15 protein-coding genes are annotated in these 15,370 nt (G+C 40.8%); 8 read left to right on the top strand and 7 right to left on the bottom strand.

Annotated elements, in window-relative coordinates; genetic code table 11:
• The first annotated feature begins 91 nt into the window (after positions 1-91).
• From N523_RS0100655 to N523_RS0100645, 3 genes are read left to right on the top strand one after another with little or no spacing between them, the layout of a single operon-like run.
• Positions 92-781 carry a response regulator transcription factor gene (locus N523_RS0100655; protein WP_016899750.1) on the top strand — a complete coding sequence of 230 codons (690 nt, stop codon included), beginning with the start codon at positions 92-94 and terminating at the stop codon, positions 779-781.
• The gene (locus tag N523_RS0100650) at positions 759-2,186 is read left to right on the top strand and encodes an ATP-binding protein (protein ID WP_028835603.1); all 1,428 of its coding nucleotides are present in this window, start codon (positions 759-761) and stop codon (positions 2,184-2,186) included. The genes N523_RS0100655 and N523_RS0100650 overlap by 23 nt, the downstream gene beginning before the upstream one ends.
• Positions 2,176-3,120, top strand: a complete 945-nt coding sequence (locus N523_RS0100645; RefSeq protein ID WP_028835602.1) for an alpha/beta fold hydrolase — start codon at positions 2,176-2,178, stop codon at positions 3,118-3,120. The genes N523_RS0100650 and N523_RS0100645 overlap by 11 nt, the downstream gene beginning before the upstream one ends.
• Here N523_RS0100645 and N523_RS0100640 read toward each other — a convergent pair.
• Entirely contained in the window at positions 3,117-3,947 is an 831-nt protein-coding gene (locus N523_RS0100640; RefSeq protein ID WP_076916062.1) for a cation diffusion facilitator family transporter, read from the bottom strand. The genes N523_RS0100645 and N523_RS0100640 overlap by 4 nt on opposite strands.
• A 157-nt stretch (positions 3,948-4,104) precedes the next feature.
• Here N523_RS0100640 and trmL point away from each other — a divergent pair, with 157 nt between their 5' ends.
• Positions 4,105-4,569, top strand: a complete 465-nt coding sequence (gene trmL, locus N523_RS0100635; RefSeq protein WP_013465943.1) for a tRNA (uridine(34)/cytosine(34)/5-carboxymethylaminomethyluridine(34)-2'-O)-methyltransferase TrmL — start codon at positions 4,105-4,107, stop codon at positions 4,567-4,569.
• 65 nt (positions 4,570-4,634) lie between these two features.
• Here trmL and gpsA read toward each other — a convergent pair whose 3' ends face one another.
• From gpsA to N523_RS0100615, 4 genes are read right to left on the bottom strand one after another with little or no spacing between them, the layout of a single operon-like run.
• Positions 4,635-5,642 (bottom strand): NAD(P)H-dependent glycerol-3-phosphate dehydrogenase, encoded by a 1,008-nt coding sequence (gene gpsA / locus N523_RS0100630; RefSeq protein WP_013465944.1) that lies wholly within the window; start codon positions 5,640-5,642, stop codon positions 4,635-4,637.
• 3 nt (positions 5,643-5,645) lie between these two features.
• Positions 5,646-6,134: a protein-export chaperone SecB gene (gene secB, locus N523_RS0100625; protein WP_013465945.1), complete on the bottom strand. Its 489-nt coding sequence runs from the start codon at positions 6,132-6,134 to the stop codon at positions 5,646-5,648.
• Positions 6,135-6,171: 37 nt separating this feature from the next.
• Positions 6,172-6,429, bottom strand: a complete 258-nt coding sequence (grxC, locus tag N523_RS0100620; protein WP_016899746.1) for a glutaredoxin 3 — start codon at positions 6,427-6,429, stop codon at positions 6,172-6,174.
• Positions 6,430-6,461: 32 nt separating this feature from the next.
• A complete protein-coding gene (locus tag N523_RS0100615; protein WP_013465947.1) occupies positions 6,462-6,893 on the bottom strand; it encodes a rhodanese-like domain-containing protein in 432 nt (143 codons plus the stop codon).
• A 447-nt stretch (positions 6,894-7,340) separates the two neighbouring features.
• On the opposite strand from N523_RS0100615, the gene gpmM reads away from it, so the two are divergent.
• The 4 genes from gpmM to N523_RS0100595 all read left to right on the top strand — a co-directional run bounded on the left by gpmM (position 7,341) and on the right by N523_RS0100595 (position 12,147).
• Positions 7,341-8,885 carry a 2,3-bisphosphoglycerate-independent phosphoglycerate mutase gene (gene gpmM, locus N523_RS0100610; protein WP_028835601.1) on the top strand — a complete coding sequence of 515 codons (1,545 nt, stop codon included), beginning with the start codon at positions 7,341-7,343 and terminating at the stop codon, positions 8,883-8,885.
• 3 nt (positions 8,886-8,888) lie between these two features.
• Positions 8,889-10,028, top strand: coding sequence for a murein hydrolase activator EnvC family protein (locus tag N523_RS0100605; protein ID WP_028835600.1), 1,140 nt, complete (start codon positions 8,889-8,891; stop codon positions 10,026-10,028).
• Between the two features lie 33 nt (positions 10,029-10,061).
• Complete coding sequence (locus tag N523_RS0100600; protein ID WP_028835599.1) at positions 10,062-11,327, top strand: S41 family peptidase; 1,266 nt, start codon at positions 10,062-10,064, stop codon at positions 11,325-11,327.
• Positions 11,328-11,394: 67 nt separating this feature from the next.
• Positions 11,395-12,147 carry a divergent polysaccharide deacetylase family protein gene (locus N523_RS0100595; protein WP_013465952.1) on the top strand — a complete coding sequence of 251 codons (753 nt, stop codon included), beginning with the start codon at positions 11,395-11,397 and terminating at the stop codon, positions 12,145-12,147.
• A gap of 58 nt (positions 12,148-12,205) precedes the next feature.
• Here N523_RS0100595 and N523_RS0100590 read toward each other — a convergent pair whose 3' ends face one another.
• Both N523_RS0100590 and rpoH read right to left on the bottom strand, forming a co-directional pair.
• Positions 12,206-14,077 (bottom strand): methyl-accepting chemotaxis protein, encoded by a 1,872-nt coding sequence (locus N523_RS0100590; RefSeq protein ID WP_028835597.1) that lies wholly within the window; start codon positions 14,075-14,077, stop codon positions 12,206-12,208.
• A gap of 328 nt (positions 14,078-14,405) precedes the next feature.
• Positions 14,406-15,269 (bottom strand): RNA polymerase sigma factor RpoH, encoded by an 864-nt coding sequence (gene rpoH / locus N523_RS0100585; RefSeq protein WP_013465954.1) that lies wholly within the window; start codon positions 15,267-15,269, stop codon positions 14,406-14,408.
• Positions 15,270-15,370 lie beyond the last annotated feature (101 nt).

Raw genomic sequence — 15,370 nt, 5'->3', positions numbered from 1 at the left:
CGCAAAGCAGTGTAAAGGTTATGTAAAGACTAACTTTTAGTACATTAAACGCGTAAAATAAAACCATAAAACAGCGCGTAAGGCTTAATGTATGAAACTATTAATGATTGATGATGACACAGGTTTATGTGAGCTATTAAGCGAGTATCTGAGCGCACAAGGCTTTAGCATACAAACCGCACATGATGGCCAACAAGGCTTAGAGCTTGCTTTACAAAACGATTACGCGCTTATATTACTTGATGTTATGTTGCCCTCTATAGATGGCTTTGAAGTACTCAAACAACTGAGGCAAAGTAAATTAACGCCGGTGATTATGTTGACCGCTAAAGGTGAAGACTTTGACCGTATTTTTGGTTTAGAGCTCGGCGCTGATGACTATATTCCAAAACCGTTTAACCACCGCGAACTCCTTGCCCGCGTTAAAGCCATTACTCGCCGTATTGAACACATTAATAGTGTAAGCAATAACAATAATAAAAAGCTCTCTTTAAACGGTATTACTATTAACTTTGCCACGCGTGAAGCCAGTGTAAATAACACCACACTCACGCTTACGGGTACCGAATACGAAATATTGGCTTTATTAGTAAAACACGCTCCTGATGTTATAAGCAAAGAGCAAATAAGCGAAGAGGTACTAGGACGGCGTTTAGCGTCATTTGATCGCTCTATTGATATGCATGTGAGTAATATTAGAAAAAAAATAGCCGAGCATATCGCGGGTGAAAAAATTAAAACTATTCGAGGGACGGGTTATGTCTTTATCCAAGGAGAGTAAAGTAACGCGTTTTAGCTGGTTAAGACACCCTCGACATTATTTGTTTTTTAAAGTCTTTGCTTGGTTTTGGCTAACGATCATTGGCACTTTTACTGCGCTATTTTTCTTAAGTAATATTTCGCTGATCAATGCTATTAGCCATGACCCCCTAAAAGGGCCGATGCAAAAAAATCTAGAACACTTGGCTCGAGGTATCGAACGTAGTGCACATAAACACAAGCGCTCTATTCATGACATTATTACTCACCCGCGTGTGAGTAAACGCAAGTTACTTTATTTAAATTCACTAAGTAGCGATGAGTTTTTGATCAGTAAAAAAGTTGAGAATAATATTGATTTTAGCTTACTGAACTTTAGTGAAGGCATGCCACCTCAAATTATTTTTACTGAATATTACCAAGCTTTTGGCCCTGTGCGCATTCGAGTACCTGAAGGCGAATTTGCGTTATATGAAATCGATATAAATCAACAGCGACCGCTCTTTATTCGCTTAAGATTGTTGCCGGTTTGGTTAAAAATTTCTATCGCCATTATCGCCTCACTTACATTAAGCTTTTTATTTAGTCGTAACTTAATTGCCCCTATAAATAGTTTAAAACAAGCTGCAATTAGACTCTCAAATGGCGATTTAAGTGCGCGCGCGGCAATAAATAGTCAGCGAAAAGATGAGCTTGGAGTTTTAGGACGCGATTTTAACCGTATGGCTGATCAATTAGAGCAACTACTTAGCGCTCAAAAGCGTTTACTTGCCGATATATCCCATGAATTGCGCTCCCCACTAACACGCTTAAAAATGGCCACAGGGCTGGCGCAAATGCAAGCGAGTGAGGCCAGCCAATCGTATTTATTGCGTATTGAAAAAGAAGCAAATCAACTTGATAAAATGATAGCCGATGTATTGCAGGTATCGCGCTTAGAAGCCAATAGCCAACCTTTATCACTGCAAGCGCAGTCGTTACAAGTTATTGTTGACCATGTGATTAACGATGCTCAGTTTGAAGCAAAACAGCACAATAAAACGCTGCATATTCAAGGTGATGCTGAGGTAAATATAGAGTGCGACGAAATGCTGATTGCCAGTGCTCTAGAAAATATTTTACGTAATGCAATTAAATACGCACAACATACTATTAGCATCACCTTAAAACACAGTGATATCATTACTATACAAATATGTGATGACGGCCCTGGCGTTCCCGCAGCGCAACTTGATAAACTATGTGAGCCATTTTTTAGGCAATCAGACGCCCGCGACCGAGTCAGCGGCGGCACTGGGCTGGGTTTAGCCATTGCAAAAAATGCGGTGATTGCCCACGGCGGAAATTTAGCTTTATCAAATAAGGACGCTGGCGGGTTATGCGTTGAGATAAGCTTACCAATACAAAAGAGAGACCATGTTTTATAGCAATGAAAGCGAGCTTGAAAATAACCTACCTGCCATTAATGAGTTTTATACTAATACACTCAAAAAAGCCTATTTAAGCACGGCTGCCGGTAAATTATTTTATGCTTACGCTAAGCCTAAACAGGCTCACACTGCCATTGTTATTAGTTCTGGGCGCATTGAAGGACTCGATAAATACAAAGAGCTGCTTTGGGAGCTTTATTGTAATAATTTTGCTGTTTTTAGTGTTGATCACCAAGGCCAAGGGCGCTCTTATCGGTTATTAAAAAACCCCCATAAAGGCTATGTCAAACAATTTGAAGATTACAGTCACGATCTCAATCAATTCAATGTTGAGGTGGTAAAGCAGCATTGGCAAGGTAAAAAACTACTGCTTAGCCATTCAATGGGCGGCGCTATTGCGTTTGATTACTTAGCACGTTACTCACATGACTTTAGTGGGGCGTTTTTATCTGCGCCCATGTTTGATATTCATACTAAAGGAATACCAAAACCCGTAGCACAGTTTATCGCTGCCAGTGCGTCATTATTAGGGTTCTCAGGGTGTTATGCGTTAGGACAAAGCGATTATACACCTGAAGAGTTTGCGCTTAACACTTTAACCAGTAGCCAAATACGCTATGATCAATTTAGGGCAACTTATCAGCAAACGCCACTATTACAATTAGGCGGTGTTACCTATGGCTGGCTGCATACTGTTTTTTCATTTATTAAAGCGCTCGATAAACTATCCATAACAACCCCGTTATTTATAGCCAGCGCAGAAAATGACGAAGTGGTTGATAACCAAGCTCAGCATAAGCTTGCAAGCCGACATAAAAACACCCTAATAAAGCAGTTTAAAGGGGCTAAGCACGAGCTGTTTTTTGAGCGGGACGAAATTCGCCAACCATTGCTAACAAGCCTTTATAAATTTTGTGATTCAATAGGTTAACTACTAAGCGACAGCGGATCTAGGTGAATCAAAATATCAACTTCAGATTCAAATTGCTGAGTGATCATCAGCTCCACTTCATCTGCCACTTTATGGGCACGAATAAGCGGTAAATTGTCATCAAGCTCTAAATGCAGTTGAATAAACTTAACTTTACCGCCCTGTCGAGTGCGAATACCGTGCACCCCATAAACATCATTATGGTTACGCGCTATTTCAAAAATACTTTGCTTTTCTTCATCGGGTAGCTCTTTGTCCATTAAATGCGAGGCACTTTCGGTTGCTATATCCCAACTGTTATACAACAAATAACCTGCCACACCGATAGCAAACAATGGGTCGGCATACAGTACGCCATAGTAGGCGAGTAAAATAGCAAGCAATACCGCCGCATTTAAAATTAAATCGCCCTTGTAGTGAACGGAGTCGGCTTTGATGGCGATTGATTCAGTGTGCTTTACGACTTTATTTTGCACAAATACAATTACCAAGGTACAAGCAATGGCAAAAATACTCACCCATACACCTAATAATGAGTGCGAAAGCTCTACTGGGTTTATTAATCGCTCGATACCGTGAAACATTAATAAACAGCCCGAGCCCGCAATAAATGCAGCTTGGCCTAACCCTGCAAGCGCCTCCGCTTTACCGTGACCAAACCGGTGGTCATCATCCGCAGGACGCAGTGCATACGATAAAACTAAAAAGCTCATTAGCGTCGCGGTAATATCCATTAATGAATCAGTGAGTGAGCCAAGCATCGACGCCGAACCCGACGCCAGCCAAGCCCATGCTTTGGTCGCAATCATTAGGCTCACCATGACCATGGTCACTATGCTTGAAGCTTTGACCCAAAATTCATAACTGCGATTATGCACGTATCTGTCCAAGTGTAAGATGTATTTAATGTTTGTAGTATATCATTTTTTATTCATTGTTCGTGTATACTGAGCCAGTCAAATTAAAGATTTTATAGGGCTTATTGTGCTGGATATTGTTTTATACCAACCTGAAATTCCGCCTAACACCGGGAATATCATTCGTTTATGTGCCAATACTGGCTATTCATTGCATTTAATTGAACCGTTAGGGTTTGAGTGGGATGACAAACGTGTAAAACGCGCTGGACTTGACTATCACGAATTTAGCCATGTACAACGCCATGCCTCATTTGATGCTTACTTAGAAAAGTGCCAACCTAAAAAAGTGTATGCTTGCACCACTAAAGGTAGCCAATTTCATCATCAAGCACAGTATGAAGCGGGTGATTGCTTAGTATTCGGACCAGAAACCCGAGGCTTACCTGATGACATGATTCAAGCACTGCCAAACGAGCAACGCGTGCGTATACCTATGCAAGCCGATAGTCGCAGTATGAATCTGTCTAATGCAGTAGCTGTGTTTGTGTATGAATCTTGGCGCCAGCTTGGCTTTGTAAACGCGCAGTAATTATTTACCAATAATAAAAAACCGACATTATGTCGGTTTTTTATTTTTAAAGAATAGTGAAGCATTTATTCTGACTTTTGTTCACGACCTAATAGCGCCATAGCAGCTGCTTTCATGTCTTTATTTTCATAGAGTACTTTGTATATTTGCTCGGTAATTGGCATTTCAACACCAGCGCGTTGGGCTAGTAAGTACACTTCTTTGGTATTTCTAAAGCCTTCAACCACTTGGCCGATTGATGCAATGGCATCATCAACACTCTCACCTTTGCCTAAGGCTAAACCAAAACGGCGATTGCGCGATTGGTTATCGGTACAGGTCAGAATTAAATCACCTAACCCGGCCATACCCATAAAGGTTTCAGGTTTTGCACCCAGTGCACACCCTAAACGCGACAACTCTGCTAAACCACGAGTAATAAGCGCGGTACGAGCATTTGCACCAAACCCCACTCCATCAGAAATTCCCGCACCAATGGCAATCACGTTTTTAACCGCACCACCTAGCTGTATACCAATAAAATCATCATTGTTATACACCCTAAACGAGCGCCCGCAATGCAATAAATCGGCTATTTGTTTAGCAAATGCCGATGATGTTGATGACACCGAAATTGCAGTTGGTGATCCCATCGCCATTTCTTTGGCAAAGGTTGGCCCAGAAAGCACCGCTAGTGGCACCTCTTCACCTAGCTCTTGCACTGCTACTTCTTGTAACAAACGCCCAGTATTTGGCTCTAGCCCTTTGGTGGCCCATGCTATTTTTGCATTTGGGCGCAAAGCAGGTTTGATTTGCTTTAATGTGTCAGCAAATGCGTGGCTTGGCACAACAACCAAAACAATATCGCTACTTTGCGTTGCACGCTGTAAATCTGCTTCAAGGATTAAGGTGTCAGGAAAAGGAATATCAGGTAAGTAACGTTGATTTTTTCGCTCAGCTGCAAGCGTCGCAACGTCTTGGCTATTGCGTCCCCATAAAGTCACTTTGTGACCATTTCTGGCTAAACAAATAGCAAGGGCGGTGCCATACGACCCCGCCCCTAAAACAGTAACAGCTGATGTGGCTGTATTCATAAATTAAGCGTCTGCTGTAGCCTGCTCAGCTTGCGCTGTGCGTTGCTGCATGTACTGTGCAAATAATGCGTCAAAGTTAACTGGCGCAAGATTAAGTTGTGGGAACGTACCACGATTTACTAAGTTAGATACCGCTTCACGTGCATACGGGAATAACACGTTAGGGCAAAATGCACCTAGCATGTGCGCTAATTGCATTTCTTCAACGTCAGCAATAGTAAAGATACCTGCTTGTTGAATTTCACATAAAAACGCAGTTTCTTCACCGATAGATGCCGTTACAGTTAGTGCAAGCACTACTTCGTAAACACCTTCATCAAGTTTGTTAGAGCGTGTATCTAAATCTAATTTTACTTCTGGAGCCCACTCTTTTTGAAAAATAGCTGGCGAATTTGGCGTTTCAAACGATACATCTTTAGTGTAAATACGTTGAATAGTAAACTGTGCACCTGCATCAGCTTCTGCTGCTGCGTTTTGATTTTGTTCGTTCATTTTATTCCTAACCTGTTATTTATTATAATTAATTAAATTAAGCACTGAGCTTAGCATCAAGGTGACCTTGCGCTTCTAGTGCCATCATGTCGTCACAGCCACCGATGTGTTCATCGTTGATAAAAATTTGTGGAACCGTGCTTGCGCCACCGGCTTTGGCGATCATTTCATCGCGAAGCTCTGGCTGAACGCCAATATCAATATTTGTGTATTTTACACCTTTACTGTCTAACAGCGCTAATGCGCGATGACAAAAAGGACAATATCCTTTGGTGTATAAAACAACGTTACTCATAATTAATCCTTAATCGGTTTAGCTAAGAGATATTAGCGACCGCTTGTTGTTGGCAGACTTGCTGATTGCCACGCACCCATACCGCCAGATAAAACATAAACTTGTTCATAGCCTGCTTTATGCATTGCGGTTGCAACACCTGAGGCAGTCATGCCTGCAGCACATACCACTATAATGGGTTTGCTCTTATACTTTTCAAGGGTTGAGAAATCAGATTCTTTAGCTTTTTCTGGGTTTAAGTGCACAGCACCGGCAATATGGCCGGTTTTAAACTCTTTTTGCCCACGCATATCAACAACCTGGCCGTCTTCGCGGTTAATAAGTAACGTTAACTGCTGAGGATTGATTTGACGAATTGCTGAAAATTTACTTTTTATTGCGCCACTAATAATAAGAAACGCAATCGCAACCCAAGCTAGGCTTAGAATTGGATGGTTTGAGACAAATTCAATATATTGATCCATTCGACTTCCACTATAAAGTTACATACTAAAACGGATGTTTTAGATATTTTAAATTCTTACCAATTGCACTTGCACAATGAGCAGTCACTCATCAGCAAATCAATAGAGCGCTGTTAGGCTACTCTGAATTTTCACCTACAAGATAGGCTTAACTTACCCCACAACCCTATTCAATACTTGAATAAAATAGAGATTAGCCGCGCAAGTATACCCAAATCAGCTAAAAATGCGAGTTTAAGCACGCTTGAAAGCCACAATGCCCTGCTCTTTTTAACTGAAAAATAACCTAGCCCTTTAAAGTTTTCAATTTAGCCAATCCTAATTGAAAATTTTTAATATCTTCTTTTCATTGCTGATCCTAGCTATAAAACGCGGTATGCTAAGACTTGGCATGTTGGCATTAATGTTAGCGTGTATTTTAGCAACGCTAATTTTTCAGGAGTGACTATGACAGAGCATAAAAAACCACTGGTATTAATGATTTTAGATGGCTGGGGATACAGAGAAGATGAGCAAAGCAATGCTATTTTAGCTGCTAACACCCCTGTATTAGATGAGCTTTGGGCCACACGTCCTCATACATTAATTTCAGCATCGGGTTTAGATGTCGGTCTTCCTGATGGCCAAATGGGTAATTCTGAGGTGGGCCATGTTAATTTAGGCGCAGGCCGTATTGTGTATCAAGATTTTACCCGTATCACCAAAGCCATTGATGATGGCGAATTTGATACAACCCCTGCACTTGTTGAAAACATTGATAAAGCCGTTCATGCCAACAAAGCTGTACACATTATGGGACTGTTAAGTCCAGGTGGCGTGCATAGCCACGAAGATCATATTGTTGCCAGTATACAACTGGCTGCAAAACGCGGCGCTAAAGAGGTGTACTTTCATGCCTTTTTAGATGGACGCGATACACCACCGCGTAGTGCTAAAGCGTCTATTGAGCGTATTGAAGCCTTATTTAGCGAACTTAAATGTGGCCGTTTAGCCTCACTAATTGGCCGTTACTATGCCATGGACAGAGACAACCGCTGGAATCGTGTTGAAAAAGCCTATAATTTAATCACCTTAGGTGAAGGCGATTTTGATTATGAAGAAGGCGTAAGTGCACTAAATGCCGCTTATGAGCGCGATGAAAATGACGAATTTGTAGCAGCCAGCACGATCACTCCTAAAGGCAGCGAATCTGTAAAAGTAAATGATGGCGACACCATTATATTTGCAAACTTTAGAGCAGACCGCGCACGCGAAATCACTCGCGCCTTTGTAGAGCCTGACTTTGACGGCTTTAATAAGAAAAAATCGCCTGAGCTTAGCGGCTTTGTGATGATGACTGAATACGCAGCCGATATAGATGCGCCTGTTGCTTTTGGCCCCACGCCGCTTAATAACGTACTTGGCGAATGGTTTGAAAAACAAGGTAAAACTCAACTGCGTATTTCTGAAACTGAAAAATATGCTCATGTTACCTTTTTCTTCAGTGGTGGACGAGAAGATGAGTTTGACGGCGAAACCCGTGAACTTATTCCATCACCTCAGGTTGCAACTTATGATTTGCAGCCAGAAATGAACTCAAAAATGCTTACCGATAAGCTAGTAGAAGCAATAAAAAGTGGAAAATACGATGCCATTATTTGTAACTACCCTAATGGCGACATGGTCGGTCATTCAGGTGTATTTGAGGCTGCAGTTAAAGCCTGTGAGGCAGTAGATAACTGTATTGGCCGTGTAGTGGATGCATTGAAAGAATATGGCGGCGAAGCACTTATTACCGCCGATCATGGCAATGCAGAGCAAATGGCAAACCTTAAAACAGGCCAAGCGCACACAGCACATACCAGTGAGCCCGTGCCGTTTATTTATGTAGGTCGCGATGCACAAGCTTATTCAGGCAAAGCCTTGAGCGATGTTGCCCCAACCATGCTGCATTTAATGGGGTTAGAGCAACCTCCAGAAATGACAGGGTCGCCAATTATGGTGTTGAAATAACCTATGAAAAAAAGCGCATACCGCGTCATTGCGTGTATCTATGTACTTCATTCATTAGTCACTGGCGTTGCCGTGGCTAATGAAGATCGTACTAAAAAAGACCTATCCCAAGTTCAAGTGGCTTTAGAGCAAAGCCAAGCTGAATATCAACAACAGCAAAAAGAAATAGCTAAACAGCAGCAAAAGCTAAAAGCACATGAACTCGCTATAGCGAAAAACGCTAAAGCACTCAATATGGCTGAGCAATCCGTTAAAAAAACACAACAACAGCAAACAGAGCAACAACAACGCGCGGTAAAGCTTGAAAAACAACAAGCCCAATTTAAGCGTGTGTTAGCAGCACAGTTAAAAAGTGCTTATATGGCAGGTAGTGATGACTATTCAAAAATGCTGCTTAACCAAGAAGATACCGCTAAATTTGAACGTACGCTTAGCTATTACAACTACTTAAATAAAGCCCGCATAAAGCAGCTTGATGAACTTAAAGCGCTGCAAATAGAAATTGCGAAAAACCAAGCTGAGCTTGAAAAAACAAAAGAAACGCTAGTTGCTTTATTTGATGAACAAAAAAGGCGACAAGCAGCGCTTCTTGACGCTAAAAATGAGCGCCAAGCCAGCCTAAAAAATCTAAAACAGCAGTTAAATAAAACAAAAAATTCAATTAGTTACTTAGAAGAGAACGAACAAACGCTGATCGCAACTATTAAAGAACTTGAAGAAGAAAAAACCACAAAAATTGAGCTATTGGGCCTAAATAAAAATAAAGGAAGATTAAGCTGGCCGAGTAAAGGCAAACTAACGCACAAGTTTGGCCAACGTAAGCACGGCGGAATTAACTGGAAAGGCGTGTTAATTTCTGCTGCAGAGGGCACTTCAGTAAATAGCATTCATAACGGTCAGGTGGTATTTGCAGATTGGTTAAAAGGTTACGGCTGGGTGATTGTTGTGGACCACGGTGAAGGCTTTATGAGCTTATACGGGCATGCACAAACCTTACTCAAAGATGTGGGTGATATGGTCAGAGAGGGTGAAAGCGTTGCTTTAGTTGGGCAAAGCGGTGGACAAGCCGATTCTGGTCTATACTTTGAAATACGCCACAAAGGGCGTGCTGTTAATCCCATAAAATGGTGCAGACGTATTTAATCTTAAAATAACTGCATCCTAGTAGAGGCAGTTATGATAAACACACACATTTGCCAAAAAAAAGTATCGCAAACAAAACCAATATTTTGGTTTTGTTTGCAGGTATTTTTTTTATTGGCACTTTTTGGCTTTATAAATAATGCTCATGCCAGTTCGGTCAAAGATTTAGAAAGCCAAAAAATAAATGAAATACTGTTTAATATTCATACCTACTACGTTGATGATTTAGCACTGCATAACAGTGAATACATTGAATACAACACCTCTCAATTTGAACGCTTATACTCTAAACTCGATCCCTACTCTAAATATTTAGATAAAAATGAGCTAAATGCGTTATTTGATAATACCAATGGTCGCTATACTGGCTTAGGCATTGAGGTCAAAAATATTGAGCAGAGCACCACGATTGTTAAAGTAATTAATAATTCGCCTGCTAAACAAGTCGGCCTGCGAGCTGGCGATATTATTACAGCAGTTAATAATCAGCAGATTAAAAATAGTCCTATTGATATAGTCGCGCAGCAAATTAAAGACAGCCCCAACAATAAAGTACAACTAAGTATTATCCGAAATAACAATCTAAAACCGCTCATATTTAACCTCAGCAGAAAACAAATAAAACTGGCCAGTGTAACTAAGCAACTACTTGATGCTGGTAGCGGTTATATTGCTATAAATACCTTTTCAAACCACACCTTGCATGAAGTTGCCTTACAAATAGCCGCTATGCAAAACCATTACGGCCACGCATTAAAAGGCTTAATTATTGATTTACGAGACAACCCTGGCGGGACTTTAAAAAGCGCGGTTGCTGTGGCAGATCTCTTTTTACAAGATGGTCTAATAGTAACAACCAAAGGACGTTTTTATGATTCTAATCAGTCGTTTTACGCTAAACGCGGCGATATTTTAAAAGGCGCACCTATTGTTGTACTGATTAACGAAAACTCAGCCTCTGCAGCAGAAATACTGGCTGCAGCACTAAAAGAAAATATGCGTGCAAAAATAGTGGGGAGTCAGTCATTTGGCAAAGGGTCGGTACAATCACTCATTCCATTAGGCGATGGTGATACCGCCTTAAAACTAACTACCGCACGCTACTTTACGCCATCAGGTGAATCGATTGAAGGTATTGGCGTGACCCCGAATGTGGCGATTAATCAAACAACGCTTCCACAAACAAATAAAGCCGTTATAATAAAAAATGAACAATTAGAACAAAACACCGTTTTTAGCACTGAAGATTTAGCCGATATCCAGTTAACCAAGGCAAAACAGCTACTCAACATGCACTAAATTCGGTAAATTATTTTAAACACGACAAAGATAATAAAAATTATAAAACGTGAAAACTATAAATTTAATGGTGTTAGCTGGGCTGTTTTTAGCCTTATTTGCAACATCGAGTGCTGTTAAAGCCAAGCAAATAGCCATAGTGATCGATGACATAGGTTATCATCAACGTGATTTAGAATTCCTGAGTTTACCTGGGCAGTTGTCCTATTCAATATTGCCCCACACCCCCTATTCTCAAATATTTGCAACCCTTGCTAGTCAGTCAAATAAAGAGCTCCTGTTGCATGTTCCTATGCAGGCTTTAAATGGTAAAAAACTCGGGCCTGGTGCGCTCACTTTAAATATGGATAAAGCACAACTTCAACAAACGCTCGGGAATGCGCTGGCCAGTTTACCGCAAGTTAAAGGAGTTAATAACCATATGGGCTCTGCGCTGACTCAACAAAGCCAAGCAATGAAATGGACCATGGAAGTACTCAAAAAACGCCAGCTGTATTTTCTTGATAGCCGTACAACTGAATTAAGCCAAGCTCAGAATGCAGCCAACTTTTTGGGAGTGGAAAACATTAGCCGACATGTATTTTTAGACAATATAACGACCACAGAGCAACTACAATTAAGATTAGAAGAGCTAAAATCAAAAGCAACTAAGTATCAATTTGCCATTGCAATAGCGCATCCCTATCCCGAAACCATCGATTTTTTACGCCACGCTTTGCCGCAATTAAGTGAGCAAGGATTTGAACTGGTGCCAGTATCGCAACTGGTCGAACGTAAATATGTACAAATAGCTCAGCAAGAAGCTATTTCATTAAACTGATGGGGTAAGTAAACACCCTAACCCATCAGTTAATCTAACTCACTTAAGCGCATTATATTTATAAAATAAATGTTGCTACTTTAGCATTTAAATCTGTAGCTCTGTCTTTTAATACTTCAGCTTGGCTTAAATGCGCAGTTGCTGAGGTAGTAATTTCATCGGTTACATCTTTAATGGCGACCGTATTTCTAGTAATTTCATTAGTCACTTGCGTTTGCTCTTCTGCTGCAACCGCTATTTGACCTGCCATATCAGAAATTTCATTCACTGCTAAGGTGATTTCCTCTAGTGCATGAGCTGCTGCATTAACATCATCCACACTATTGTTAGCATACCCCTTACTGCTGTCCATCAAGCTCACTGCTTTTTTGGTCGTATTTTGTAAGGTTTCTATGGTGGTGTAAATTTCTGCTGTGGAGTTTTGCGTTCTTCTTGATAGTACACGCACCTCATCGGCAACCACTGCAAAGCCACGCCCTTGTTCACCAGCACGGGCAGCCTCTATTGCGGCATTGAGTGCTAAGAGATTTGTTTGCTCAGCAATTTCTTGAATGGTAGTCAAAATACTCGATATAGCCTGAGCATGTAAGCTTAGTTCGCCAATGACGGTGGTTGTTTGGTCTATTTCACCCGCAAGTGAATTAATCGTATTTCTGGTTTTATCAACTAACAGCTTACCTTCACGGCTACTTTGCGCTGACTGCTGTGATGCCGTCGCGGTATTTTCGGCATTAGCAGCAATCTCATGGGTTGCACTTGCCATCTCTGTGACCGCAGTGGCAACCATCGCCACTTCTTGTTGCTGACGCTGCAACTCACTGACACTGTTTTGATTAGTGATTAAGCTTTTCTCTGCATCAAAATCTAAATCAGTAGCTAACTGGCGAATATGGCTTATAAGCTCATGCTGGCTACTTACAAAGCGATTAAAACTATCAGCCAGTACCCCAACTTCATCTTGTGTATCAACACTAATACGCTGGGTCAAATCACCGTTACCATCAGCAATTGTTGATAATGCTTGTGATACTCGGCTTAACGGCGCAAGCAACACACTTAATAACCATGAAATAGCCAACACGCTCAACAAAAGTGCCACACTGACTAATACGAGTTGAGTTACTAATAAACTAATTAGCGGTGCCTCTAAGGTTTCTTTATCCAATACAAATAGCAACTGCCAATCGGTATTATTTATATTTTCACCCCAAACAAGCTTCTCTCGGCCTTCATCTTTAAAATAAAGGGGAGTGAATTCACCGTTTTGACTATTAGATAAAATGAATTGGTGATTTATTTTCGAGTCAATATGCGTAATATCTGCCATTACTTTTTTAGTGTCTTTATAGGCAATCACAGTGCCATCTTGATGCATCATGATGGCATAGCCATTTGCCGGTAAAGACATAGTATTAACATCATTAACTAAAGACTCAATCGATAAATCACCCGCTACCACGCCACTTTGTGTGGTTTTAGCAATAGAAACAACCAACTGATTAAACGCAGTATCTAAATAAGGTTTGGTAATTACGGTGCCATTTTTCAGCTGTGCTTGTTTATACCATGGACGAGTGCGCGGGTCGTAGCCGGTTCGATCAATACTTGGATCAGAGTCAGTCATTTTCCCGATACTATCTCCAAAGTAAGTTAATTGAAAACCACCAGACACTTGAGCTTGCTGTAATGCGCTGAGCGTATTGCCCTCAACCTTACTCGCAACTGACTCTATGATCTGCTGACGACTAGCTAGCCAATCTTCAATACTCGCAGCTTGTTGCTTACCAGACTGACTTACATTATCAATACTGCTTTTTAACAGTAACGCTTTTTGAGAGGTGTAGCTATTCCACGATAGCAATACAATAATAACGGCTAGGGCAAGAACCACCGATAGCAAGATCTTTTTCTTTAGTGAATATGAGTTCATATTGAGTGTAAATACTCGCGTTAAATGAAATTGAAAGGCAATAAGCACAGCAATTAATAATTTAATTTAGGCTACGGTTTGAACGACAAGTCGCTCAGGTGCGCGAATATTTTCATATACCCAAATTAAAAACAAACTAAAATCATGTATTTAAATTAAAACCAAACTTATTCATTAACTTTAACTAGGGTATATTTAATTAAAAGATATACAGATGTGACTAGAGGTAAGCAAAATAAGAAAAAAGATACTTTTTGTTAACCTCTTTTTTTTAACTAAAAAAAAGCCCCGCATTTTCATGCAGGGCTTTATAACTTTTTAAGTGCGATTAACTCATCGCACTTTGTAATTTTTTCATTGCTGTTTTTTCCAGCTGGCGAACACGCTCTGCTGATACGCTGTATTTTTCAGCCAACTCTTGCAGTGTTGCTTTATCATCTGACAACCAGCGTGCGCTAACGATATCTTGAGAACGCTCATCGAGGGTTTTCAAAGCGCTAAATAATCGCGTATGCGACTGCTCTTGCCATTGTTGCTGTTCAATGTCGTCAGCTAGGTCAGCAGAACCATCCGTTAAGTATTGCACTGGTGAGTAAGTACTGGTTGGCGCATCGTCGTTATCGTCGCCTGTTAAGTCAAAGCCCATGTCTTGGCCGCTCATACGCGATTCCATTTCACGCACTTCTTTTTCACTCACACCTAGCTCGCTCGCTACTGTGCTAACTTCAGCTTGATTAAACCAGCCTAAACGTTTTTTGTTTTTACGAAGATTAAAAAACAGTTTACGTTGCGCTTTGGTTGTCGCAACTTTTACGATACGCCAGTTTTTAAGCACAAACTCATGAATTTCGGCTTTGATCCAATGAACCGCAAATGAAACCAAACGTACACCCACTGATGGGTCAAAACGTTTTACTGCCTTCATCAATCCAATGTTACCCTCTTGAATTAAATCAGCTTGTGGTAACCCGTAACCCGAGTAGCTTTTAGCTATGTGCGCTACAAAGCGCAAATGCGACATAATGAGTTGCTTTGCAGCACTAAGATCGCCTTCTTCCTGAAGTTTTTTTGCAAGTTCCTGCTCTTGCTCAACTTTAAGCATAGGAATAGTACTAACAGCTTGAAGATAGCCATCCATACTTGCGCTTTGTTGCCCAACTGTAAGTGCCATTGCGTATAAATCTTTACTCATTTTTCACCTCGGTGATAAACATTTGAAACCATCTTAGCACTCTTTTAGTAAGAGTGCTAACTTGAATTTAAAACTTTTTTGAATCATAAATCAAGTGGTTT

The sequence above is a fragment of the Pseudoalteromonas sp. 23_GOM-1509m genome (assembly GCF_000518425.1).
Taxonomy (GTDB): domain Bacteria; phylum Pseudomonadota; class Gammaproteobacteria; order Enterobacterales; family Alteromonadaceae; genus Pseudoalteromonas; species Pseudoalteromonas tetraodonis.
Note: the sequence above shows the minus strand (reverse complement) of the source record. Positions and strands in the feature narration are given on the sequence as shown.